The organism is Pseudomonas sp. MC6, from assembly GCF_054790575.1.
This window is the reverse complement of the sequence record NZ_CP186504.1, coordinates 5,347,883-5,369,652: the sequence shown is the minus strand read 5'-3', so window position 1 is coordinate 5,369,652 and position 21,770 is coordinate 5,347,883. Positions and strand designations below refer to the sequence as shown.

Genomic DNA, 21,770 nt, shown 5'->3' with positions numbered 1-21,770 from the left:
TGATTCACCGCTTTCGCGAGCAGGCTCGCTCCCACAGGGGAAGGTGTGCTTGCCGGGAAATCAGCGGTAATCATCCACCGGGACACAGGCGCAGAACAGGTTTCGATCGCCGTAAACATTGTCGACCCGGTTCACCGCCGGCCAATACTTGTGCGCCTTGGTGTGCGCATCCGGGGTAATTCCTTGCTCGATGCTGTACGGCCGCTCCCAAATCCCGGTGACATCCGCCAGGGTATGCGGCGCCCGTTTCAGCGGGTTGTCCTCGGCCGGCCAGTTGCCGTTCTGCACTTCGGTAATTTCTGCGCGAATGCTCAACATTGCACCGATAAACCGATCCAGTTCAGCCTTGGACTCACTCTCGGTCGGCTCGACCATCAAGGTGCCGGGCACGGGGAACGACATGGTCGGCGCGTGAAAGCCGTAATCCATCAGGCGCTTGGCGACGTCTTCCTCACTGATGCCGGTCTGCGCCTTCAACGGTCGCAGATCGAGAATGCATTCGTGGGCTACGCGCCCGTTGCGCCCGGTGTACAGCACCGGGAACGCGCCAGATAAATGCTGCGCCAGGTAATTCGCCGTCAGGATCGCCACTTCACTGGCATCGGCCAACTGCGGCCCCATCATGGCGATGTACATCCAGCTGATCGGCAAAATGCTCGCGCTGCCCCATGGCGCCGCGCTGACGGCGCCGTTCTGCGCCAGCGGCCCGTCAATCGGCACTACCGGGTGATTAGCGACAAACGGTGCCAGATGCGCGCGAATACCGATCGGCCCCATGCCCGGGCCGCCACCGCCGTGGGGGATGCAGAAGGTCTTGTGCAAATTCATGTGCGACACATCGGCGCCGATGTCGGCCGGCCGCGCCAACCCGACCTGCGCATTGAGGTTGGCGCCGTCCATGTACACCTGGCCGCCGTGTTTGTGGATAACTTCGCAGATCTCGCTGATGCCCTCTTCGTACACACCGTGAGTCGACGGATAGGTTGCCATCAGGCACGACAATTTATCCCCAGCCTCGGCGGCTTTCGACTTCAAATCTTCCAGATCGACGTTGCCCGCCTCGTCGCATTCGACGATCACCACGCGCATTCCAGCCATCTGCGCCGACGCCGGGTTGGTGCCATGGGCCGAGGAGGGAATCAGGCAGATTTCCCGCGCACCCTGCTGCCGGCTCTTGTGATACTTACGGATCGCCAGCAGCCCGGCGTATTCGCCCTGGGCGCCGGAGTTGGGCTGCATGCAGATCGCATCAAACCCGGTGATTGCGCACAGCCAGCGTTCCAGTTCTTCGATCATCAAGGTGTAACCGACCGCCTGCTCGCGGGGCACGAACGGATGCAGGTTGGCGAATTGCGGCCAGGTGATCGGGATCATTTCGCTGGTGGCGTTGAGTTTCATAGTGCAGGAGCCCAGCGGGATCATCGATTGGTTGAGCGCCAGATCCTTGTTCTCCAGTTGTTTGAGATAACGCAGCATCTCGGTTTCGCTGTGGTGAGCGTTGAACACCGGGTGGCGCAGGTACGGGGTTTTGCGCTGAAGGTTGTCGGGGATGCCCGAACTCAGGGCTTCAGCGTCAAGTTCATCGACGTTCAACCCATGATCGGCACCCAGCAATACATCGAACAGCTTGGCCACCGTGCTTTCATTGGTTGTCTCATCAAGACTCAGTCCCACACGGCCGCGACCAAGAATTCGCAGGTTGATCTGCGCAGCCTGAGCGCTTTCGATAATCGCGGTTTGCGCACCGCCGACGTCCAGCGTCAGCGTGTCGAAGAACTGCGCATTGACCCGACTGATGCCTTTGCGCTCAAGCCCGGCCGCCAGAATGCAGGTCAACCGATGCGTGCGCTGGGCGATGCGTTTCAAACCTTCCGGGCCGTGATACACCGCGTAGAAACTGGCGATGTTGGCCAACAGTACCTGCGCGGTGCAGATGTTCGAATTGGCCTTCTCACGGCGGATATGTTGTTCGCGGGTTTGCAGGGCCATGCGCAGCGCGACGTTGCCCCGGGCATCTTTCGACACACCGATGATCCGCCCCGGAATCGCCCGTTTGTATTCCTCGCGACTGGCAAAAAATGCGGCATGCGGGCCGCCGTAACCCATCGGCACGCCGAAGCGCTGGGACGAGCCGAACACCACATCGGCACCCAGTTCACCCGGTGGCGTCAGCAACAGCAAACTCAACAAATCGGTAGCGACACAGGCCAGCGCCTGCTGCGCATGCAAGTGATCGATCAGCGGACGCAGATCGCGAACCTCGCCATGGGTGTCCGGATACTGCAGCAGCGCGCCAAACACCTGGTGCTGATTCAAGTTATCCACAGCGTCGATTATCAGCTCGAAGCCAAAGCCTTCAGCGCGGGTTTCCATAACGGAAATAGTCTGTGGATGGCAATTCTCATCGACGAAAAACAGATTGCTCTTCGACTTGGCGACCCGTTTGGCCAAAGCCATGGCCTCGGCAGCCGCAGTAGCCTCATCGAGCAGAGACGCGTTGGCGAGCTCCAGACCGGTGAGATCGATAGTCAGTTGCTGGAAGTTTAGCAGTGCTTCGAGCCGACCTTGAGCGATCTCCGGTTGATACGGCGTGTACGCGGTGTACCAGCCGGGATTTTCCAGGACGTTGCGCAGGATGACGGTCGGCGTGAGCGTGCCGTGATAGCCCATGCCGATCAGGCTGGTCCAGACCTGATTCTGCTCGGCGTAACTGCGCAGTTTGGCCAGCGCGGCTTGTTCATCCAGCGCCGCTGGCAGGTCGAGCGCGCGATTGAAGCGAATGCCTGGCGGCACCGTTTGCTCGATCAGTTCGATTCGACTACCGAGGCCGAGGCTGTCGAGCATCGCCTGCTGTTCGGCGGCGTCGGGACCGAGGTGGCGGCGCAGGAAGGCATCGGGGTCGCGTAACTGGCTCAGGGACGGCAACTGGGACATGACGGGCTCTCTCTTGGCTGGCGCTCGGCGTCAATGCAACACGGTCAAACCAGCATAGCAGCCCACATCGCCACCAATTTTCAGAGCCCCCCCTTTCCCCTTGTGGGAGCGAGCCTGCTCGCGAAGGCGGTGTGTCAGTCAATTCAAATGTTTCTGACAAACCGCATTCGCGAGCAGGCTCGCTCCCACAAGGGGAAATCATCGCCCACAAAAAAGCCCCGACGGGTCGGGGCTTTGGGTATTGCTTAGCGCTTACTCGCCAATGGCAGCCCTATAAGCGGCAGCATCCAGCAGCTTGTCCAGCTCGGCCTTGTCGCTTGGCTTGAGCTTGAAGATCCACGCACCGTACGGGTCGGAGTTCAACAGCTCTGGCGAACCGCCCAGCTCTTCATTGATCGCGATGACTTCACCGCTGACCGGCGAATAGATGTCGGAAGCGGCTTTCACCGACTCGACCACACCGGCCTGATCTTGCGCAGCGAACACCTTGCCCAATTCGGTCAGCTCGACGAACACCACATCGCCCAGCGCTTCCTGCGCGTGATCGCTGATGCCCACGGTGACGGTTCCATCGGCTTCCAGACGTGCCCATTCGTGACTTTCGGCAAAACGCAGTTCGGCAGGGATATCGCTCATCTTCGGTGTCCTCGAGAAATTGTCAGCGGTCTGCCCGCCGGAAAAGGTTAGATCAAAGTTTTGCCATGGCGTACGAAGGTCGGTTTGACCACCCGTACCGGGTACCACTTGCCGCGGATTTCCACTTCGGCGCGGTCGGCGGTTGCCATCGGAACACGCGCCAGGGCAATCGATTTGCTCAGCGTAGGAGAGAAACTACCACTGGTGATCTCCCCTTCGCCAACATCGGCGATGCGAACCACCTGATGGGCACGCAAAACACCGCGCTCTTCCAGCACCAGACCGACCAGTTTGTGCGCAACACCAGCGGCTTTTTCCGCCTCCAGAGCGGCGCGGCCAATGAACTGGCGCGTGGCGGGTTCCCAGGCAATGCTCCAGGCCATGTTCGAAGCCAATGGCGAAACGTCCTGATGAATGTCCTGACCGTAGAGGTTCATACCGGCTTCGACACGCAGGGTGTCGCGGGCACCGAGGCCGATCGGGGAAATGCCGGCACCAACCAGATCGTTGAAAAAACCCGGCGCCTGACTGGCCGGCAGGCAGATTTCCAGGCCATCCTCACCGGTATAACCGGTACGGGCGATGAACCAGTCACCGTCGGTATAGCCTTCAAAGGGTTTGAGGTGCTGGATCAGCGTGGCGCGGGACTGGGTGACGAGTTCGGCAATCTTGTGCCGGGCCTGCGGGCCTTGAATGGCGAGCATCGCCAGTTCGGAGCGCTCGTGCAGTTGCACGTCGTACTTGCCGAGCTGCGCGTTCATCCAGGCCAGATCCTGATCGCGGGTAGAGGCGTTGAACACCAGGCGATAACAGTCATCGAGACGATAGACAATCATGTCATCGACGATGCCGCCACGCTCGTTGAGCATGGTGCTGTACAAGGCACGGCCGGGGCGGTGCAGGCGATCGACGTCATTGGCCAGCAAATGCTGCAGCCAGGCCTTGGCCTGGGGGCCGGTGACATCGATCACGGTCATGTGGGATACATCGAACACCCCGCAATCGCGGCGCACTTCGTGGTGCTCCTCGACCTGCGAGCCGTAATGCAGTGGCATGTCCCAACCGCCAAAATCGACCATCTTCGCGCCGAGGGCGAGATGCAGGTCATACAGAGGCGTACGCTGTCCCATGGGTTTCTCCTTCCGGGCGTGGCGAAGGTGCGGACAGTCGCTGCACAGCGTGAAAGCCTTGTAATAGAAGGCTTTCAGCCAATTTCAGCGAAAAGATCTGTCAGACGAACCGCACCGAATGCCGCGCATTGTAGCCGCATGATTCAGGACTCACTACTAAGTGTTTCGATGGGCGGAGCGGCGAATCAGGCCGATGACCGGTAACAATCCAACCAGAACCAGGGTCAGCGCCGGCAAAGAAGCCCGCGCCCATTCGCCTTCGCTGGTCATTTCAAAGATGCGTACAGCCAGCGTGTCCCAGCCAAACGGGCGCATCAGCAGGGTCGCGGGCATTTCCTTGAGCACATCGACGAACACCAGCAACGCCGCGCTCAGCGTGCCGGGCAGCAACAGCGGCAGATACACTTTGAAAAACAGTCGCGGCCCACTGACACCGAGGCTACGTGCCGCTTCGGGCAAAGACGGCCGTATACGCGCCAGACTGTTTTCCAGCGGGCCGTAGGCGACCGCGATAAAGCGCACCAGATACGCCGTCAACAATGCTGCGAGACTGCCGAGCAGCAATGGTTTGCCCGCGCCGCCGAGCCAACCGGAGAGCGGAATGACCAGTTCGCGATCCAGATAACTGAACGCGAGCATGATCGACACCGCCAGCACCGAACCCGGCAAGGCGTAACCGAGATTAGCCAGACCGACCCCGGAGTTGATCGCCGGTGTCGGCGCTAACCGGCGGGCGAAGGCCAGTAACAACGCAACGCTGACGGTGATCAGCGCCGCCATGCCACCTAAATAGAGGGTGTGCAGAATCAACCCGGCGTAGCGTTCATCAAGATCGAAACGCCCGCGCTGCCAGAACCAGACGATCAGTTGCAGCATCGGAATGACGAAGGCGCAGGCGAACACCAGGCCACACCAGCTCATCGCCGCGAAGGCCTTTAACCCTCGCAAGTGATACAGCGCCTTCACCCGTGGCCGCTCGTTGCTCGCCCGATTGGCGCCACGCGCACGACGCTCGCCATACAGCACCAGCATCACCACCAGCAGCAACAGACTCGCCAGTTGTGCCGCGCTCGGCAGGCTGAAAAAGCCGTACCAGGTCTTGTAGATGGCCGTGGTGAAGGTGTCGAAGTTGAACACCGACACTGCGCCGAAATCAGCGAGGGTTTCCATCAGCGCCAGCGCTACGCCGGCGCCAATCGCAGGACGCGCCATTGGCAGCGCCACTCGCCAGAAAGCTAGCCACGGCGACTGACCGAGTACTCGCGCGGCTTCCATCAGGCCTTTGCCCTGCGCGAGAAACGCGGTGCGCGCCAGCAGGTAAACGTAGGGATAGAAGACCAGCACCAGCACGATGATCACCCCGCCGGTGGAGCGCACGCGTGGCAGGCGCAGGCCTGTGCCGAACCATTCACGCAGCAGTGTTTGCACAGGACCGGCGAAGTCGAGCAGGCCGACGAAGACGAAGGCCAGTACGTACGCGGGGATGGCGAACGGCAGCATCAGCGCCCAGTCGAGCCAGCGTCGACCGGGGAATTCGCAGAGGCTGGTGAGCCAAGCCAGGCTGACACCGAGCAGGGTCACGCCGACACCAACGCCGACGACCAGCGTCAGAGTGTTGCCGAGCAGGCGTGGCATCTGGGTTTCCCACAGGTGCGACCAGATTTGCTGATCGATGGTCTGCCAGGAGAGCAGCAGAACGCTCAGGGGCAACAGCACCAGCGCGGCGATAGCGAAGACGATGGGGTACCAGCGGCGTTGGGCGGGGTGGGCCACTTTTGGGTCTCTGGGGGATTGGGGTGTTCTTGGTTTGGGTGTTGTTGCCCTCACCCTAGCCCTCTCCCAGAGGGAGAGGGGACTGACCGAGGTGCTTATGCAAGCTACATCGACCTGAAACATCGAGTCGAACTCAGGATTTGAATCCAACTCAGATCGGCTCCCTCTCCCTCCGGGAGAGGGCTGGGGTGAGGGGCTGGATCTTGAAGCAGACAAATTTATCGAAAAAGCCTCAATTCCAACCCGCCCGATCCATCATCCGGATCGCCTCAGCCTGACGCTTGCCCGCCACTTCCACCGGCAAAGTATCGGCAATGAACTTGCCCCACGCCGCCACTTCTTCCGAAGGTGCCACCGCCGGGTTGGCCGGGAACTCTTGGTTCACGTCAGCAAAGATCTTCTGCGCCTCAGGCGTGGTCATCCACTCGACCAAAGCCTTGGCCGCTTCCGGGTGCGGCGCATGCTTGGTCAGGCCAATGCCCGACAGGTTCACGTGCACGCCACGATCGGCCTGGTTCGGCCAGAACAATTTCACCGGCAGCTCCGGCTTCTGCTTGTGCAGGCGACCGTAGTAGTAAGTGTTGACGATGCCGACGTCGCACTGACCGGCGTTGATCGCTTCGAGCACCGCAACGTCGTCAGAGAATACGTCAGTGGACAGGTTGTTCACCCAGCCCTTGAGGATCTTCTCGGTCTTCTCGGCACCATGGACTTCGATCATGGTCGCGGTCAGCGACTGGTTGTAGACCTTCTTCGCCGTACGCAGACACAGGCGCCCTTCCCAATTCTTGTCAGCCAGTGCTTCGTAGGTGGTCAGTTCGCCCGGTTTCACCCGTTCGGTGGAGTAGGCGATGGTCCGCGCACGCAGGCTCAGGCCAGTCCAGGCATGGCTGGACGAGCGATATTGCAGCGGGATGTTGGCGTCGATGGTTTTCGAAGTGAACGGCTGCAGGATGCCCATCTGCTCGGCTTGCCAGAGGTTGCCGGCATCGACGGTCAGCAGCAGGTCGGCGGTAGCATTTTCACCCTCGGCCTTGATGCGCTGCATCAGCGGCGCTTCCTTGTCGGTGATGAACTTGATCCTCACCCCGGTCTTGGCGGTGTAGGCATCGAAGACCGGTTTGATCAGTTCATCGATGCGCGACGAGTAAACCACCACCTCATCAGCGGCCTGGGCCGTGGTGCTACCGATCAGGGTCAGGGCCAGTGCGGTCAGAAGACGCTTGGGTGCCAACATGGGAGCGGTCTCTCGGTCGGGAAATGTGGGCCAAATGATAAGGACTCACATTTACCACCTCAATCGAACTCTTTTTGAAGGAGTTACCAGATGTTGCACAGGCTGAATGTTGCGGTGACTGGACTGACGCTTCGCGAGCAGGCTCGCGCCTACACTGGAATGCATTTCAACTGTGGGAGCGAGCCTGCTCGCGAAGAGGCCATCAGCCTCAATGGAGATGTCAGGGTTTGGCGAGGGCCGGAAGATCCCCGGTCAACCCGAGGGCTTCACGCACAAACAGCGCTTTCGCCTCCGGCATCTGCTCCACCAGCTTCAACCCGGCATTCCTTAACCAACGCACCGGCAACGGATCGGCCTGAAACAACCGCTCAAACCCTTCCATCGCCGCCATCAGCGCGAGGTTGTGTGGCATGCGCCGACGCTCGTAACGACTCAGCACTTTCACATCGGCCAAATGCTCACCGCGCTCCGCCGCCTGCAACAGCACTTCCGCCAGCACCGCCGCATCAAGGAAGCCCAGGTTCACACCCTGCCCCGCCAACGGGTGAATGGTGTGCGCCGCGTCGCCGATCAACGCCAGGCCTTCAGCCACATAACGCTTGGCATGGCGCTGACGCAGCGGCACGCACAGTCGCGGATCGGCACTGATCACTTCGCCGAGTCGCCCCTCAAAGGCGCGCTCCAACTCACGACAGAAATCCGCTTCATCCAGCGCCATCAATCGCTCGGCCTCACTCGGCGTGGTCGACCAGACGATCGAACACCAATCCTGCTGCCCGTCACGTTCCAGCGGCAGAAACGCCAACGGCCCGTGATCGGTAAAGCGCTGCCACGCGGTCATCTGGTGCGGTTTGCTGCTGCGCACGCTGGTAACGATGGCGTGATGCAGATAATCCCACTCACGCGTCGCCACACCGGTCAGACGTCGCACTGCCGAGTTGGCACCGTCAGCGGCAATCACCAACGGCGCACGTAACTGACGACCGTCAGCCAGCGTCAGCAGCCAGTCATCACCCGAGCGACGCATCTGTTCCAGCCGCGCATTGGCCAGCATGCCCAGATCACAATCGTGCAAGCGATCGAGCAAGGCATCCTGCACCACACGGTTTTCGACGATATGGCCAAGCACCTCGGCGTGCACACTGCTCGCCGAGAAATGGATCTGCCCGGTGCCGCTGCCGTCCCAGACATGCATGTCGGTGTACGGGCTGCGGCGGCGTTTGGCGATGCCTTCCCAGACGCCGAGGCGTTCAAGAATGCGCTGGCTGGCTGCCGACAAGGCACTCACTCGCGGTTCAAACGCGGCTTCGGCGTCGAAGGGTTTGACGCTCAGCGGGCTGCCGTCGAGCAGCAGGACTTCGAGTCCGCTGTCCTGCAACGCCAACGCCAAAGCGCTGCCGACCATTCCGGCTCCGACAATCAGCAGATCTGCGCGCATTTCCATGCTTTAAGCCTGTCTCGCTTGCGGCTTGAGCCGCACGTAAAGGGTTTTACCGACCCGCGCCACCAGATTGCCGGCGCCGTCATGAATGTCGACCTGCAACTGTGGCAGGTATTTCTCGCCATTGGCGGTTTGCCGGCGAATCTCGGCGAGCAGTGTCTCGTCGATGCTGAACCGGGCGAACACCGGGCCTTTGCCCGGCGCGATGAAATCGATGTCGGCTGCCTTGTCCCAAACGATGTAGCGCGAGCCAAGGTTCTCCATGAGCATCAGCATGAAAAACGGATCGACCATCGAATACAGGCTGCCGCCGAACTGGGTACCGACGTAATTGCGGTTGTACCAGCCGAGGCCCATCGACACCTGCACATCGCGAAAGTCATCGCTGATGTGCCGAACCCGCACACCGGCGCCGAGGTACGGCGGGTAGAACGTCATCACCCAGCGCATCAATCGCGCTTTGCCGAATTTAGCGGTCAGCCACTTAAGCATCCGGACGCGTTCCCAAGCCCATGGCCTGACGCGCAAACCAGCGCTTGGCCGGTGGCAGCAGATCGAGGCCGAGCAGGCCGATATTACGGCCCAGCGAAACCAGCGGCTGCGTACTGCCGAACAGGCGCGTGACCTGATCGGAGAAACCGACGGTGAGATCCTGATCGAGACGCTGACGCTCGCGATAAGCCTGCAATGTGGCGAAGTCGCCCAAAGGTTTGTCACTCGCCAGCAATGCAGCGGCCAAGGCATCGGCATCGCGCAGCGACAGGTTGAAACCCTGCCCGGCAATCGGGTGCAGGCTGTGCGCCGCGTTGCCGAGTACAGCCAGATGCGAGCGCACTTGTTCTTCGGCTTCGACCAACGTCAGCGGATAAAGATGTCGTGCGCCAACCTGTTTCAACGTGCCGAGGCGGTAACCGAACACGCCCTGCAATTCGCTGAGGAAATCGCGCTCGCTCAGATCGGCCAAGCGCTGCGCGTCCATGCCCAAACGGGTCCAGACCAGAGCGCAGCGGTTTTCCGGCAGTGGCAGCAGCGCCATCGGCCCTTCGTCAGTAAAGCGCTCGAAGGCCATGCCGTTGTGCGCTTCGCTCGGGGTGATGTTGGCGATCAGCGCGCTCTGGTTGTACGGACGCTGGCGCACGTTGATGCCCAACTGCTCGCGCAGACCGGAGCGACCGCCATCGGCGAGCACCGCGAGGTCGCACTCAAGGGTGGTTTCATCATTGAGGGTCAGGCGATAGCCATCGGGCAGCGGCTCCATGCGCGTGACTTCCGCCGGGCAACGCCAGCTGATCACGTCTTTGTCGACGTGCTGCCACAGGCATTGGCCGAGCCAGGCGTTTTCCACCACGTAACCCAGCGCCGGCACACCCTCTTCCATCGCCGACAAGCGCGCGGTGGAGAAACGACCACGGTCGGAGACGTGAATCTGTTTGATCGGCTCGGCGCGGCGGGAGATTTCCTGCCACACGCCCAAGCGTTGATAAATCTGCCGCGAACCGAAGGACAACGCCGACGAGCGTGCGTCGTAGCTCGGCTGCCAGCTGTCGCCGGGAGCGAACGGTTCGATCAGCACGATCTTCCAGCCACGCGCCTTGGCCCCGGCCTGCAAGGCCAACGCCAGACTGGCGCCGACCAGACCGCCACCGATGATTGCCAGATTGACTCGACTCATGCCGCGTGTGTCCTTGCTTGTGCCATCAGCGCTTCGATTTCTGCGACGGTTTTCGGTACGCCGCTGGTGAGGATTTCACAGCCCGTTTTGGTCACCACCACGTCGTCCTCGATGCGCACGCCAATGCCGCGCCATTTCTTCGCAACGTTCTGATTGTCCGGAGCGATGTAGATGCCCGGCTCCACGGTCAGCGCCATGCCGACTTCCAGCACGCGCCATTCGCCGCCGACCTTGTACTCGCCGACGTCATGCACATCCATACCCAGCCAGTGGCCAGCGCGGTGCATGTAAAACGCTTTATAGGCTTCGCTGGCGATCAATTCGTCGACCTCGCCTTGCAGCAAACCGAGTTTCACCAACCCTGTGGTGATCACCCGAACCGTGGCTTCGTGCGCCTGATTCCAATGTTTGTTCGGGGCGATTTCGGCGAATGCGGCTTCCTGCGAGGCCAATACCAATTCGTAGATCGCTTTCTGCTCGGGCGAAAACTTGCCGTTGACCGGCCAGGTACGAGTGATGTCACTGGCGTAGCAATCGATCTCGCAGCCAGCGTCGATCAGCACCAGATCACCGTCCTTGAGCAGCGCATCATTCTGCTGGTAATGCAGGATGCAGCTGTTGCGCCCGGCGGCGACGATCGAACCGTAAGCCGGCATTTTCGCTCCGCCCTTGCGGAATTCGTAATCGAGCTCGGCTTCGAGGCTGTACTCGTAAAGCCCGGCCCGACTGGCCTGCATCGCGCGGATATGCGCCTGCGCCGAGATCCGTGCGGCTTCGCGCATCACCTTCACTTCTGCCGCCGATTTATACAGGCGCATGTCGTGCAGCAGATGATCCAGGGCAACGAATTCGTTCGGCGGCTGGGCGCCGAGGTGCGCCTTGGAGCGGATGACGTTGATCCAGTCCATCAGGTGGCGATCGAATTCAGGGTTGCTGCCCATCGCTGAATACACCCGGTCACGGCCTTCGATCAGGCCGGGGAGGATGTCGTCGATGTCGGTGATCGGGAAAGCGTCGTCGGCACCGAAGTCGCGGATCGCGCCCTCTTGCCCGGCGCGCAAGCCGTCCCACAGTTCGCGTTCGGCGTTGCGCTCACGGCAGAACAGCACGTACTCGCCATGCTCGCGGCCGGGCATCAAGACGATGACGGCTTGCGGCTCGGGAAAGCCACTGAGGTACTGGAAGTCGCTGTCCTGGCGGTAGACGTGCTCGACGTCGCGGTTGCGAATCGCCACCGCGGCGGCGGGCAAAATCGCAATGCTGTTGGGCTCCATCTGCGCCATCAGGGCCTTGCGGCGACGGCTGTATTCCGCTTTCGGGATATGGGTCATGGGCAGATGGCGTTCCCTGGCACGCGATTAATGCAGCGACGGCTTGGCGGCTGGCGTCACGTCGGCTTTCTTGGTTTCCGAGAACAGCAGCAGCGGCGCAACGCGCAGGTATTCCATGACTTCCATGTAGTCGGTTTCGCCGTCTTCGGATTCTTCCAGGGCGTCTTGCACTTGGGAAATGGCAGCCAGATCCTGCAGCACCTCGGTGGCCTCAGTGCTGAGCATGCTGCTGTCGCGGCAGTTCAGGCCAAACCCGCTGAGGAAGCCCTGGCACCACTCGCCCAGTGCAGCGGCGCGGTCGGCCAGCGGTGCGTCATCGGTCGGCAGCAGCAGAACGACAGTGACGTCGTCGCCGGTCAGCTCGCCTTTGACCATCTCTTGCAGGCCGATCAGGGCGTTGCGGACGTTGTCCTGGATGTCGCCTTCGAGCAGTTCGGCGGCGTCGATCAGCCAGCCTTCGTTATCGAAGCCGGCACCGGCGCAACTGCGCCCGAGCAGCACGCCGTGCAGTTCGGCAGGCGAGACGTTATGGCCGCTGGCAGTCAGCAGGGTGGCAAAGGCTTGGTACGGGGAATTCGCAATGGTCATGGGCAGCTAGGCGCCAGACGGCGCTATGTCTAGAATGAAGGCCTTGTATCCTACATCGACAGACTCGCCAAGACTATTAAAGGCTGTCCGCCAGCTACCACCCATCAGACGAACACGTGGACACAATGGAAGACACCGACCTGCAAGCGCTGATGGCCAGACTCGAACTGCTGATTGGCCGAGTCGAGCAACTAAAGAGTCAAAATGCACTCTTACTAGCTCAGGAAAAGACCTGGCGCGAGGAACGCGCTCACCTCATTGAAAAAAACGAAATCGCCCGGCGTAAAGTCGAATCGATGATTTCGCGCCTCAAGGCCTTGGAGCAAGACTCATGAGTTCAAGCAATAGCGTTACCGTGCAGATCCTCGACAAAGAGTATTCGATCATCTGCCCGCAGGAAGAACGCAGCAATCTGGTCAGCGCCGCGCGCTACCTGGATGGCAAGATGCGCGAAATCCGCAGCAGCGGCAAAGTCATCGGTGCCGATCGCATTGCTGTGATGGCCGCGCTGAACATCACCCATGACCTCTTGCACAAAGAAGAGCGCCCGGATATCCAGGCCAGCGGTTCGACCCGAGAACAGGTGCGTGACTTGCTCGATCGTGTCGATCTGGTGCTGGCCGACGATCAGAACACCACCAAGGGCTGATTCGACTGGCCGCTTGCGGTATACTCGTGGCACTCCCTGGGGTGCTTGCCAGTTGACGATGTCCCTGAGCCGATTCGCACTACCCTGGAAGTTGCACGTTGGGCTGGTGTGCATGTCCGCTAGACGGAAAGCCTTAAAGTCTACTGCATCTTCCACCTTGAACTTTCGGGTTCAAGGGCTAAGTTGACAGCGGTTCATCCGGGGAGCCTGATTCGAATCCGATGTCGGTGAAAACCGCCATCGGATTTTTTATGCGTACGTTTTCGTCCAACCTGCCGAAGCCGAACCATGACCGAACCCGCGCTGCTGCCCCGCCCGCAACTCCGCCGCCTGCTGCGCAAGGCGCGCCGTTCGCTGAGCAAAAGCGAACAACGCGAGGCCGCCAAAGGCCTGTACCGGCAATTGGCGCAAGACCCGCATTTTCGCCGGGCCAGACATATCTCTCTGTATTTACCCACCGACGGTGAAATCGATCCGCGCCTGCTGCTGCGTGAGGCTCAACGTCGGGGCAAAGCTACCTATCTGCCGGTACTCAGCGCTTGGCCACGAACCAAAATGGTCTTTCAGCGCATTCGTCCCGGCGAAAAACTCAAACCCAATCGCTTCCGCATTCTCGAGCCGCGCGCCAATCTGGCGCAGCAACGCAAGGTCTGGGCACTGGATCTGGTGTTGTTGCCGTTGGTAGGGTTTGACGATGTCGGCGGACGCCTGGGGATGGGCGGCGGTTTCTATGATCGCAGTCTGGCCTATCTGGCCCGCCGTAAAAACTGGCGCAAGCCGACGTTGCTGGGGCTGGCCCATGAGTGTCAGAAGGTCGAGCGATTGGCGCAGGCGAGCTGGGATGTACCGTTACAAGGCACGGTCAGCGACAAGGCGTGGTATTTCGCAGGATAGGACGCCGCGCAGATCAGCGGCGTCGGGAAAGCAGTTTCAGCGTTTGAAGGCTGTCGACTGTTGTACTTGCTGTGCAACTTCTATCGGCGCGTCGGCCTTGTTCGCCCACAGGCTTTGTGCGTAACCCGTGGTCACGACGCCCAGGCCAAACAAAATTACCAAAGTCCATAGTAAATCCGGTTTGCGTTTCATCGATTGCCCCCCTCAAGGCACATCATCACGATGACAGCAGCGGTTTCCGTTTGTAGGCCGTGCAGCAGCGTCAAGCTTTAAAGGCCGGCATTTTGCGACAACGTGAACCTGCGCGCAAACGCTGACGTCAACCGACTGTCGGTTTGTCATAAAATTGCCCGACAACCTGCCCAATGACCGTTTCAGGAGCAAAAAACCATGGCCTATTGGCTGATGAAGTCCGAGCCCGACGAACTCTCGATCAAAGGTCTGGAAAAACTCGGCAAGGCACGCTGGGACGGGGTTCGCAACTATCAGGCACGCAACTTCCTGCGCGCGATGGCGGTGGGCGATGAGTTCTTTTTCTATCATTCCAGCTGCCCGGAGCCGGGGATTGCAGGGATTGGCAAGATAATCAAGGCGGCGTACCCGGACCCCACCGCACTGGAGCCGGAGAGTCATTACTTCGACCCGAAGGCGACGCCGGAGAAGAATGCCTGGAGTGCGATTGACGTTGAACACGTCGAGACGTTTGCGCGGGTGTTGAAGCTGGATTATCTGAAGCAGCAGACGGCGCTGGCGGAGATGCCGTTGGTGCAGAAGGGCTCACGATTGTCGGTGATGCCGGTGACGGCGGAGCAATGGGCTGCAGTGATGGCGTTGAAACCTTGAATCATCCTTCGCCTTAGAGATTGCCTTCGCGAGCAAGCTCGCTCCCACAGTGGATTTGTGATGATGCACATTTTTGCATCCACCGAAGAACCTGTGGGAGCGAGCCTGCTCGCGAAGAGGCCCGCCCGGACAGCAGAAGTCTTACTGAATGATCAGGTTGTTGAACAACAGGTCCTCAACCACCGGCTTGCCGGTCTCGTCATTCATCACTTGCTGAGTCTGCTTCAACGCTTCCTGACGCAGCTTCTCTTTACCTTCGATGCTGCCCATCGCCTCGGTGGTCTGCTGCGTAAACAGCGCCACCAGTTGATTGCGGATCAACGGTTCGTTGGCCTTGACCAGTTTCGCCGACTCTTCGCCCGTCACACGCAGCGCCACGTCAGCCTTGTAGACCTTGAGCTTCGGTGTGCCATCCAGCCCGTAGTTACCCACAAACGGCGGGCTCAGGGTGATGTAGCTTACCTTCGGCGCCTCGCCTTCTTTGGCTTCTTCGGCCAGCGCTGCCACAGGCAGAGACAGGGCCAGCAACAACATGATCCACGCTTTCACAATTCGCTCCTTATCCGGTTTGCGGCCTAGCATAACGACCCGCCGCGCAAGCACAAGCTTATGGCTGACTATCAGGGCCGGGTATGCTCGTTGACCCGTTGACTGACACACCTACACTTATCGGCCATCACTCCCAAAGGAATAGCCCTGATGAAAGCCGTGCTGTGCAAAGCCTTCGGCCCTGCCGAATCGCTGGCGCTGGAAGAGGTCGCCAGCCCCGCCCCGAAGAAGAATGAAATCCTGCTGGACGTGCACGCCGCCGGGGTCAACTTCCCGGACACGCTGATCATCGAGGGCAAGTACCAGTTCAAGCCGCCCTTCCCGTTCTCGCCGGGTGGCGAAGCAGCGGGCGTGGTCCGCGAAGTCGGGGAAAAGGTCAGCCACCTCAAGGTCGGTGACCGGGTCATGGCCCTGACCGGTTGGGGCAGCTTCGCCGAACAGGTCGCGGTGCCAGGCTACAACGTGCTGCCGATTCCGCCGTCGATGGACTTCAACATCGCCGCGGCCTTCAGCATGACCTACGGCACTTCGATGCACGCGCTCAAGCAGCGCGCCAACCTGCAACCGGGCGAAACCCTGCTGGTGCTCGGTGCCTCCGGCGGTGTCGGCCTGGCTGCCGTGGAAATCGGCAAAGCCATGGGCGCCCGGGTGATTGCTGCCGCCAGCAGTGCCGAGAAACTCGCGGTGGCCAAAGCTGCCGGCGCTGATGAGCTGATCAATTACAGCGAAACCAGCCTCAAGGATGAAATCAAACGCCTTACCGACGGCCAGGGCGCCGATGTGATCTACGACCCAGTCGGCGGCGATCTGTTCGATCAAGCTATCCGCGCCATCGCCTGGAACGGTCGTCTGCTGGTGGTCGGCTTCGCCAGCGGACGCATACCGGAACTGCCGGTCAACCTCGCCCTGCTCAAAGGCGCAGCGGTGCTCGGGGTGTTCTGGGGCTCCTTCGCCCAGCGCCAACCGCAGGATAACGCGGCGAACTTTCAGCAGTTGTTCGGCTGGTTCGCCGAGGGCAAGTTGAAACCGCTGGTGTCGCAGGTGTACCCGTTGAGCAATGCGGCGCAGGCGATCAATGACCTTGGCCAGCGCAAGGCGGTGGGCAAGGTGGTGGTGCAGGTGCGCTGAAGGACTCTCACCAGTAAGGCCGGGTTTATCCGGCCGTTTTTTTTTAAAACTTTCGTTACCACTAATAACTAATAACCGGTAGTAACTATATACCGCAGTCGTTACAGCAGATCACAGTAGTTTGATCACATACAGACACAAGGAGTAACTGTATGAGTGATCAAAACTGGCAACCGGGCCAGCCCCTACCTTTAGGCCTAACAGAAATCAACCCTTACAAAACGCCAACTTACTCACCGAATGCGGGCGGGGGATACGACCGCACTGGGCGAACGAGAAATAGAAGCCGAACCGGCTCAGACTTATTCAGCCAGTTATCTCACCAAGACATCGCCGACATCAATGAAGCCATCATCATTTCGCAAACGATTCAAAAAATTGAAGCCAGCAAGGCAACTATCGCTAATGATCACCAGATAAAATCCAGTCAGCTTGCTGCCACTCTTCAATCCGAGATCATTACAATCACTGCCAACTTGGGTGGTGTGCACGGCATTACGCCTGTCGAAGCACTTACCCGCCAACAAACAGCATTAACCTACTTGATACATAAAAAAACCCTTGAGCAAAACAATAACCAGGCAAGAGCAAATGCAGGTGGTTGGCAACAATTGGTTGGGTAGCGCGGCACAAGCAAGTGGCTCGCCGGTTCCTGCACAGATTGCCGATCAGTTGCGTGGTCAGGAGTTTAGGAATTTTGATAGATTCAGGGAAAGCTTCTGGAAAGCGGTTGCAGCGGATGGGTCACTAAGGCGACAGTTCGGTAAAGTTGATTTGGAGCAAATGGCCAACGGCGCAGCACCTTATGCGGAGCCTTTGGACACCGTCGGCGGCAGAGAAAAAATTGAAATACACCACAAGCACCGAATTGCTGATGGCGGAGAAGTATACGGTCTGGAAAACCTAAGCATCCTAACTCCAAAAGCGCACGTAGAATTGCATAAAAAAGGTAATCCACAATGAATTTCAAAGATAAGTTAGAGGATTACACAGAGGTAGAATTCTTAACTTTTTTAAGAGGCTTCTTCGAGAATGACAGTGGTCTTTCGGGCGATGCCTATAGTGAGTATTCCTCCAGGCGGATGCGGCATTTTGAAAAAGTAACAGAACATCCAAGGAAACGGCTGGTTTTAACTCGTCCAATAGGACGCGAAGATAGCCCAGAAGGAGCGCTCGAAGAAATCAAAGAATGGCGCCTAGCAAACGGCAAACCTGGCTTTAAACCAGAGTAATAAAAAATAGCGCCACACTCTGTGGCGCTGTCTAGCTAAGAATCAAAGCAACTCACGAATTTCCACAGGCAGCAGACTCACAAATTTGCGCGTTGGACTCTCTCGACAACTCCTCACAATCATCGAAACTCGCTTGTTCATCTTCGCAATCATCGCCAGACGCTGTTCATCCGGCAGCTGAGTCTTGTGGAAGACGTTCGTAAGATAGGCTCGGGTTTGTACGAACGCCGCCGAATCGATCCATGAATACTCAGCAATATTCGCCAGATTCTCGTTAACCGAACGGCATCGCAAAACTTTCAGTTGCTGATTGACATGAATGGGCTGATCCAGATCGAGCCGAAAGACCATCGGCGCGACGACTTCCTGCTTTTCGGGTTTGTCCTCCTCAACGGCCCAAGGCTTGAAACGCCACTGCGCCAGCGCAACTCTGACCGCTTCAGCCAGATCGGGGTGGTCACTTTTCAGAATGCTGATTTCGCTGACAGAGCCGTCCGCCCTGACGACGAAACGGGCTTTCACCTCTCCCGTAACCCCCGCCCGGAACAATGCCAATGGATAAATGGGTCGTGGGTTGTCTTCGGGAATCAACAGCGCTCCCGCCGCTTGCACCACACCGCTGACCGACAACAAAAACAACGCCACAATCCACCGCATGCCCCACCCCCTAGCGCTCGAATGCCAATCCCGGCAACAGCACAAAGGTTACGGAGCAATGACGCTTAACTGAATGGCGCAACTTCTGCGTTGGGTGCAGGACATTTCCCAACGCACGACGGTAAATCGGGCGATCACGCCACGCGAATGCTCAAAGGTAACTTTTCTGACGGATCCTCTTACCGCTTCAGCCTGCAACATCGCCGGGCATCAGTTGTTCCTGAACCTTCTCGCTTCGCGACTGGATCAAATGCCCCTTGTCATCGAAGCGCAGAACAACCAGCCAGTCGTAAACATCCACCGGCCATTTCGGTTGGCCGATCAGCATCGGGCCATCACCGCCGAAGGCGGCAATCAGTTTGTTGATATGGCTGTGGTGCCAGGCAATCAGCACGGTTTTCGCCTGATTGCTCTTGCGCAGAGAGCTGACCAGTTTGTCGACGTCGTTATTGGCAAACGGCTGTTCAATCGGCAGTTGCAGGCGCTGCGACAGCGGAATCAGGGTCTGCCGGGGGCGGATGCTTTGCGCGCTGTCAGCGGTCGCGATCAGACGGTGGGGCGTGAGTATCTGGTCGTCCAGCTGCAGCGAGGTGAAATAGTCGGCGTAGGCAGCGGCGCGCTGTTCGCCCCGGGCATTGAGTTCACGACCCACCTCAGGCTTTTCCGCATGGCGAATGATCAGCACAGTGACATTGCGTAAACCTGGCGCCGCAGAATCCTGCGCATAACTCAGCGCCAGCACTGCAACAGTGAGCGCTACCGCAACCAGCAATCTGGGCAGCAACATGCGAACTTTCACGGCCATCATTTTTCTCTGCGATCAGTCGGTCGATTGATCGCGAGTCTAAGTCACAACGTCTCGACCGCCACAAAAACGCCCTGTTCTTACAGCTGAGCGACAGGTTCGTAAAAGAACATGCGACTTCCAACATTTTCCGCTATTTGCTCGATGCGAACCGGTGCTATTTTCGGTAACGAAACTGTAACATTCGCATCCGCAGTCAAAACAAGAAATCTGGAGCTCTTGAATGTTTGCTTTCTTTCGTCCTGCCGCACATCAGGCTCCATTGCCTGAAGAAAAAATAGACAGCACGTACCGACGCCTGCGCTGGCAGATCTTCGCCGGTATTTTCTTCGGCTACGCGGGTTATTACCTGCTGCGCAAAAACTTCTCGCTGGCCATGCCGTACCTGATCGACGAAGGCTACAGCCGCGGCGACCTGGGTCTGGCGATGTCGGCGATCGCCATTGCTTATGGCTTGTCGAAATTCCTCATGGGCCTGGTGTCCGACCGTTCCAACCCGCGTTACTTCCTGCCGTTCGGCCTGCTGGTGTCGGCTGGGGTGATGTTCATTTTCGGTTTCGCGCCGTGGGCAACGTCCAGCGTGACCATGATGTTCATTCTGCTGTTCATCAATGGTTGGGCCCAGGGCATGGGTTGGCCGCCAAGTGGCCGGACCATGGTGCATTGGTGGTCGCAAAAGGAACGCGGCGGCGTGGTTTCCGTGTGGAACGTGGCGCATAACGTTGGCGGCGGCCTGATCGGCCCGTTGTTCCTGCTCGGCATGGGCCTGTTCAACGACTGGCACGCGGCGTTCTACGTACCGGCAGCCGTGGCGCTGGGCGTGGCCGTGTTCGCGTTCATCACCATGCGCGACACCCCGCAATCGGTCGGCCTGCCGCCGATCGAGAAGTACAAGAACGATTACCCGGAAGGCTACGACGCCAGCCACGAAGACGAATTCAGCGCGAAAGAGATCTTCGTCAAATACGTGCTGCGCAACAAAATGCTCTGGTACATCGCCATGGCCAACGTCTTCGTCTACTTGCTGCGTTATGGCGTGCTGGACTGGGCACCGACCTACCTGAAGGAAGCCAAGGGTTTCACCGTGGATAAAACCTCGTGGGCCTATTTCTTCTACGAGTGGGCGGGTATCCCGGGCACGCTGCTGTGCGGCTGGATGTCGGACAAGATCTTCCGTGGCAACCGTGGCCTGACCGGCATGGTGTTCATGGCACTGGTGACTGTCGCGACCCTGGTTTACTGGCTGAACCCGGCCGGCAACCCGACCGTCGACATGATCGCGCTGTTCTCGATCGGCTTCCTGATCTACGGCCCGGTGATGCTGATCGGCCTGCAGGCGCTGGAGCTGGCACCGAAGAAAGCCGCTGGCACTGCGGCGGGCTTCACTGGTCTGTTCGGTTATCTGGGCGGTTCGGTCGCGGCCAGTGCCGCGATGGGCTACACCGTTGACCATTTCGGCTGGGACGGTGGTTTCGTGCTGCTGGTCGGCGCTTGCCTGCTGGCGATGGCCTTCCTGGCCCCGACGCTATGGCACAAGCAAGTCGCCAGTCAGAGTCGCGAAGCCGTCGCCTGATCGGACTGTGATTGACAGCGCTTGAGCCGCGCCTCCAGATTGCGGTCTGGCATGGCGTGGCTGCGCAGGGCGTGGGCGGTCTGCTCGACATAATCGCGAGTGGTGCCGTAACGCCCGCTGGCGCTTTCGAACACCTGGCTCAGCACGTGATCCGGCAAGTTGCCGGCATAGCTGGGCAGGTGTCGCTCCAATACAAATCCCAAGGCCTGCACCTGGCTACCGTCGGCAAGACGGCAGTTGAGCCAGTGTGGCCGATAGGATGGCACCGGCATCTCGCGTTTCCATAGCGCATACAGCGCCGCATCCAGATTGTCTTCCGGCAAGCGATAGGCAAAGCCGCTGCACGAACCGCCGCGATCCAGACCAAATACCAGACCGGGCATTTCCGGCGTACCGCGGTGCTCGTGCGACCACAGATACAAACCGCGATGGTAGCCATGTACGCGCCCGCGAACCCGCTCCACCGCCGAACATTCCGGCCGCCAGATCAGCGAACCGTAGGCGAACAGCCACACCGGCCCGCCCTTGTGGCGCGCCATGGTCGATTGCATGGAAGCGAGAAGTTGTTCGTGCGTCAGCTGCGGCCCAAGATCGAGCCGCGGAGGGTAATTCAGATTCAGAAAAGCGTTTTCAATGGCGCTCATGGCGAATAGCGTTCAGCTCCCCGCGGGTGAAGAATTACTTAATAGAACGCACCG

At 59.4% G+C, this 21,770-nt stretch carries 25 protein-coding genes and 1 other RNA gene; 10 read left to right on the top strand and 16 right to left on the bottom strand.

Features of this window, described 5'->3' with window-relative positions:
* Positions 1-60 precede the first annotated feature (60 nt).
* The 10 genes from gcvP to ACOYXE_RS23970 form a co-directional block, all read right to left on the bottom strand.
* The gene (gcvP, locus tag ACOYXE_RS24015; protein ID WP_460926740.1) at positions 61-2,934 is read right to left on the bottom strand and encodes an aminomethyl-transferring glycine dehydrogenase; all 2,874 of its coding nucleotides are present in this window, start codon (positions 2,932-2,934) and stop codon (positions 61-63) included.
* A gap of 252 nt (positions 2,935-3,186) precedes the next feature.
* Complete coding sequence (gene gcvH, locus ACOYXE_RS24010) at positions 3,187-3,570, bottom strand: glycine cleavage system protein GcvH (RefSeq protein ID WP_160059828.1); 384 nt, start codon at positions 3,568-3,570, stop codon at positions 3,187-3,189.
* A 47-nt stretch (positions 3,571-3,617) separates the two neighbouring features.
* Entirely contained in the window at positions 3,618-4,700 is a 1,083-nt protein-coding gene (gcvT, locus tag ACOYXE_RS24005) for a glycine cleavage system aminomethyltransferase GcvT (protein WP_038359018.1), read from the bottom strand.
* 156 nt (positions 4,701-4,856) lie between these two features.
* On the bottom strand, positions 4,857-6,473 hold the full coding sequence (locus ACOYXE_RS24000) for an ABC transporter permease (RefSeq protein ID WP_460926739.1): 1,617 nt from the start codon (positions 6,471-6,473) through the stop codon (positions 4,857-4,859).
* 232 nt (positions 6,474-6,705) lie between these two features.
* Entirely contained in the window at positions 6,706-7,710 is a 1,005-nt protein-coding gene (locus ACOYXE_RS23995) for an extracellular solute-binding protein (RefSeq protein ID WP_160059830.1), read from the bottom strand.
* A gap of 220 nt (positions 7,711-7,930) precedes the next feature.
* Positions 7,931-9,148: a 2-octaprenyl-3-methyl-6-methoxy-1,4-benzoquinol hydroxylase gene (locus ACOYXE_RS23990; protein WP_460929881.1), complete on the bottom strand. Its 1,218-nt coding sequence runs from the start codon at positions 9,146-9,148 to the stop codon at positions 7,931-7,933.
* 9 nt (positions 9,149-9,157) lie between these two features.
* On the bottom strand, positions 9,158-9,643 hold the full coding sequence (locus tag ACOYXE_RS23985) for a DUF4442 domain-containing protein (RefSeq protein WP_160059831.1): 486 nt from the start codon (positions 9,641-9,643) through the stop codon (positions 9,158-9,160).
* The gene (gene ubiH / locus ACOYXE_RS23980; RefSeq protein ID WP_160059832.1) at positions 9,636-10,823 is read right to left on the bottom strand and encodes a 2-octaprenyl-6-methoxyphenyl hydroxylase; all 1,188 of its coding nucleotides are present in this window, start codon (positions 10,821-10,823) and stop codon (positions 9,636-9,638) included. The genes ACOYXE_RS23985 and ubiH overlap by 8 nt, the downstream gene beginning before the upstream one ends.
* Positions 10,820-12,154 carry a Xaa-Pro aminopeptidase gene (pepP, locus tag ACOYXE_RS23975; protein WP_116028461.1) on the bottom strand — a complete coding sequence of 445 codons (1,335 nt, stop codon included), beginning with the start codon at positions 12,152-12,154 and terminating at the stop codon, positions 10,820-10,822. Before pepP ends, ubiH begins: the two co-directional genes overlap by 4 nt.
* A gap of 27 nt (positions 12,155-12,181) precedes the next feature.
* On the bottom strand, positions 12,182-12,742 hold the full coding sequence (locus tag ACOYXE_RS23970) for a YecA/YgfB family protein (RefSeq protein ID WP_160059833.1): 561 nt from the start codon (positions 12,740-12,742) through the stop codon (positions 12,182-12,184).
* A 125-nt stretch (positions 12,743-12,867) separates the two neighbouring features.
* On the opposite strand from ACOYXE_RS23970, the gene ACOYXE_RS23965 reads away from it, so the two are divergent.
* The 3 genes from ACOYXE_RS23965 (at position 12,868) to ssrS (ending at position 13,600) form a co-directional block, all read left to right on the top strand.
* Complete coding sequence (locus ACOYXE_RS23965) at positions 12,868-13,077, top strand: TIGR02449 family protein (protein WP_007911197.1); 210 nt, start codon at positions 12,868-12,870, stop codon at positions 13,075-13,077.
* A complete protein-coding gene (locus ACOYXE_RS23960) occupies positions 13,074-13,391 on the top strand; it encodes a cell division protein ZapA (protein ID WP_034151990.1) in 318 nt (105 codons plus the stop codon). The genes ACOYXE_RS23965 and ACOYXE_RS23960 overlap by 4 nt, the downstream gene beginning before the upstream one ends.
* 30 nt (positions 13,392-13,421) lie before the next feature.
* A non-coding RNA gene (gene ssrS, locus ACOYXE_RS23955) (6S RNA) lies at positions 13,422-13,600 on the top strand.
* A gap of 40 nt (positions 13,601-13,640) precedes the next feature.
* Here the strand turns inward: ssrS and ACOYXE_RS23950 are convergent.
* Entirely contained in the window at positions 13,641-13,763 is a 123-nt protein-coding gene (locus tag ACOYXE_RS23950; protein ID WP_460926738.1) for a hypothetical protein, read from the bottom strand.
* Between ACOYXE_RS23950 and ACOYXE_RS23945 the strand changes: the two genes are divergently transcribed.
* The gene (locus ACOYXE_RS23945) at positions 13,722-14,285 is read left to right on the top strand and encodes a 5-formyltetrahydrofolate cyclo-ligase (RefSeq protein WP_460929879.1); all 564 of its coding nucleotides are present in this window, start codon (positions 13,722-13,724) and stop codon (positions 14,283-14,285) included. The genes ACOYXE_RS23950 and ACOYXE_RS23945 overlap by 42 nt on opposite strands.
* Before the next feature lie 36 nt (positions 14,286-14,321).
* On the opposite strand, the gene ACOYXE_RS23940 is transcribed toward ACOYXE_RS23945, so the two are convergent.
* Positions 14,322-14,477: a hypothetical protein gene (locus ACOYXE_RS23940; protein ID WP_007911192.1), complete on the bottom strand. Its 156-nt coding sequence runs from the start codon at positions 14,475-14,477 to the stop codon at positions 14,322-14,324.
* 198 nt (positions 14,478-14,675) lie between these two features.
* On the opposite strand from ACOYXE_RS23940, the gene ACOYXE_RS23935 reads away from it, so the two are divergent.
* On the top strand, positions 14,676-15,128 hold the full coding sequence (locus ACOYXE_RS23935) for an EVE domain-containing protein (protein WP_160059835.1): 453 nt from the start codon (positions 14,676-14,678) through the stop codon (positions 15,126-15,128).
* A 141-nt stretch (positions 15,129-15,269) separates the two neighbouring features.
* Here ACOYXE_RS23935 and ACOYXE_RS23930 read toward each other — a convergent pair whose 3' ends face one another.
* Positions 15,270-15,677 carry a flagellar basal body-associated protein FliL gene (locus ACOYXE_RS23930; RefSeq protein ID WP_034151993.1) on the bottom strand — a complete coding sequence of 136 codons (408 nt, stop codon included), beginning with the start codon at positions 15,675-15,677 and terminating at the stop codon, positions 15,270-15,272.
* 150 nt (positions 15,678-15,827) lie between these two features.
* Between ACOYXE_RS23930 and ACOYXE_RS23925 the strand changes: the two genes are divergently transcribed.
* From ACOYXE_RS23925 to ACOYXE_RS23910, 4 genes are all read left to right on the top strand, one after another.
* On the top strand, positions 15,828-16,805 hold the full coding sequence (locus tag ACOYXE_RS23925; protein ID WP_160059836.1) for an NADPH:quinone oxidoreductase family protein: 978 nt from the start codon (positions 15,828-15,830) through the stop codon (positions 16,803-16,805).
* Between the two features lie 152 nt (positions 16,806-16,957).
* Positions 16,958-17,428 (top strand): hypothetical protein, encoded by a 471-nt coding sequence (locus tag ACOYXE_RS23920; protein WP_405122681.1) that lies wholly within the window; start codon positions 16,958-16,960, stop codon positions 17,426-17,428.
* Positions 17,397-17,768: an HNH endonuclease signature motif containing protein gene (locus ACOYXE_RS23915; protein ID WP_405122680.1), complete on the top strand. Its 372-nt coding sequence runs from the start codon at positions 17,397-17,399 to the stop codon at positions 17,766-17,768. Before ACOYXE_RS23920 ends, ACOYXE_RS23915 begins: the two co-directional genes overlap by 32 nt.
* The gene (locus ACOYXE_RS23910) at positions 17,765-18,037 is read left to right on the top strand and encodes a bacteriocin immunity protein (RefSeq protein ID WP_160059838.1); all 273 of its coding nucleotides are present in this window, start codon (positions 17,765-17,767) and stop codon (positions 18,035-18,037) included. Before ACOYXE_RS23915 ends, ACOYXE_RS23910 begins: the two co-directional genes overlap by 4 nt.
* A gap of 42 nt (positions 18,038-18,079) precedes the next feature.
* Here the strand turns inward: ACOYXE_RS23910 and ACOYXE_RS23905 are convergent, their stop codons facing one another.
* Together ACOYXE_RS23905 and ACOYXE_RS23900 are read right to left on the bottom strand one after the other, a co-directional pair.
* On the bottom strand, positions 18,080-18,694 hold the full coding sequence (locus ACOYXE_RS23905) for an energy transducer TonB (RefSeq protein ID WP_460926737.1): 615 nt from the start codon (positions 18,692-18,694) through the stop codon (positions 18,080-18,082).
* 187 nt (positions 18,695-18,881) lie between these two features.
* A complete protein-coding gene (locus tag ACOYXE_RS23900; RefSeq protein ID WP_405122678.1) occupies positions 18,882-19,499 on the bottom strand; it encodes a flagellar basal body-associated protein FliL in 618 nt (205 codons plus the stop codon).
* A 223-nt stretch (positions 19,500-19,722) separates the two neighbouring features.
* Between ACOYXE_RS23900 and glpT the strand changes: the two genes are divergently transcribed.
* Entirely contained in the window at positions 19,723-21,072 is a 1,350-nt protein-coding gene (glpT, locus tag ACOYXE_RS23895; RefSeq protein ID WP_016985912.1) for a glycerol-3-phosphate transporter, read from the top strand.
* Here glpT and ACOYXE_RS23890 read toward each other — a convergent pair.
* A complete protein-coding gene (locus ACOYXE_RS23890) occupies positions 21,048-21,716 on the bottom strand; it encodes a gamma-glutamylcyclotransferase (RefSeq protein WP_160059841.1) in 669 nt (222 codons plus the stop codon). The two genes, glpT and ACOYXE_RS23890, sit on opposite strands and share 25 nt — an antisense overlap.
* Positions 21,717-21,770: the final 54 nt, after the last annotated feature.

Coding starts and splice junctions, on each gene's coding strand:
- ACOYXE_RS23985 (WP_160059831.1), bottom strand. CDS start 9,643: ATGCTTAAGTGGCTGACCGCTAAATTCGGCAAAGCGCGATTGATGCGC.
- ACOYXE_RS23990 (WP_460929881.1), bottom strand. CDS start 9,148: ATGCGCGCAGATCTGCTGATTGTCGGAGCCGGAATGGTCGGCAGCGCT.
- ACOYXE_RS23920 (WP_405122681.1), top strand. CDS start 16,958: ATGAGTGATCAAAACTGGCAACCGGGCCAGCCCCTACCTTTAGGCCTA.
- ACOYXE_RS23905 (WP_460926737.1), bottom strand. CDS start 18,694: ATGCGGTGGATTGTGGCGTTGTTTTTGTTGTCGGTCAGCGGTGTGGTG.
- gcvH (WP_160059828.1), bottom strand. CDS start 3,570: ATGAGCGATATCCCTGCCGAACTGCGTTTTGCCGAAAGTCACGAATGG.
- ACOYXE_RS23890 (WP_160059841.1), bottom strand. CDS start 21,716: ATGAGCGCCATTGAAAACGCTTTTCTGAATCTGAATTACCCTCCGCGG.
- ACOYXE_RS23910 (WP_160059838.1), top strand. CDS start 17,765: ATGAATTTCAAAGATAAGTTAGAGGATTACACAGAGGTAGAATTCTTA.
- ACOYXE_RS23925 (WP_160059836.1), top strand. CDS start 15,828: ATGAAAGCCGTGCTGTGCAAAGCCTTCGGCCCTGCCGAATCGCTGGCG.
- pepP (WP_116028461.1), bottom strand. CDS start 12,154: ATGACCCATATCCCGAAAGCGGAATACAGCCGTCGCCGCAAGGCCCTG.
- ACOYXE_RS23960 (WP_034151990.1), top strand. CDS start 13,074: ATGAGTTCAAGCAATAGCGTTACCGTGCAGATCCTCGACAAAGAGTAT.
- ACOYXE_RS23940 (WP_007911192.1), bottom strand. CDS start 14,477: ATGAAACGCAAACCGGATTTACTATGGACTTTGGTAATTTTGTTTGGC.
- ACOYXE_RS23995 (WP_160059830.1), bottom strand. CDS start 7,710: ATGTTGGCACCCAAGCGTCTTCTGACCGCACTGGCCCTGACCCTGATC.
- glpT (WP_016985912.1), top strand. CDS start 19,723: ATGTTTGCTTTCTTTCGTCCTGCCGCACATCAGGCTCCATTGCCTGAA.
- ACOYXE_RS23935 (WP_160059835.1), top strand. CDS start 14,676: ATGGCCTATTGGCTGATGAAGTCCGAGCCCGACGAACTCTCGATCAAA.
- ubiH (WP_160059832.1), bottom strand. CDS start 10,823: ATGAGTCGAGTCAATCTGGCAATCATCGGTGGCGGTCTGGTCGGCGCC.
- ACOYXE_RS23900 (WP_405122678.1), bottom strand. CDS start 19,499: ATGGCCGTGAAAGTTCGCATGTTGCTGCCCAGATTGCTGGTTGCGGTA.
- gcvT (WP_038359018.1), bottom strand. CDS start 4,700: ATGGGACAGCGTACGCCTCTGTATGACCTGCATCTCGCCCTCGGCGCG.
- ACOYXE_RS23970 (WP_160059833.1), bottom strand. CDS start 12,742: ATGACCATTGCGAATTCCCCGTACCAAGCCTTTGCCACCCTGCTGACT.
- gcvP (WP_460926740.1), bottom strand. CDS start 2,934: ATGTCCCAGTTGCCGTCCCTGAGCCAGTTACGCGACCCCGATGCCTTC.
- ACOYXE_RS23915 (WP_405122680.1), top strand. CDS start 17,397: ATGCAGGTGGTTGGCAACAATTGGTTGGGTAGCGCGGCACAAGCAAGT.
- ACOYXE_RS23965 (WP_007911197.1), top strand. CDS start 12,868: ATGGAAGACACCGACCTGCAAGCGCTGATGGCCAGACTCGAACTGCTG.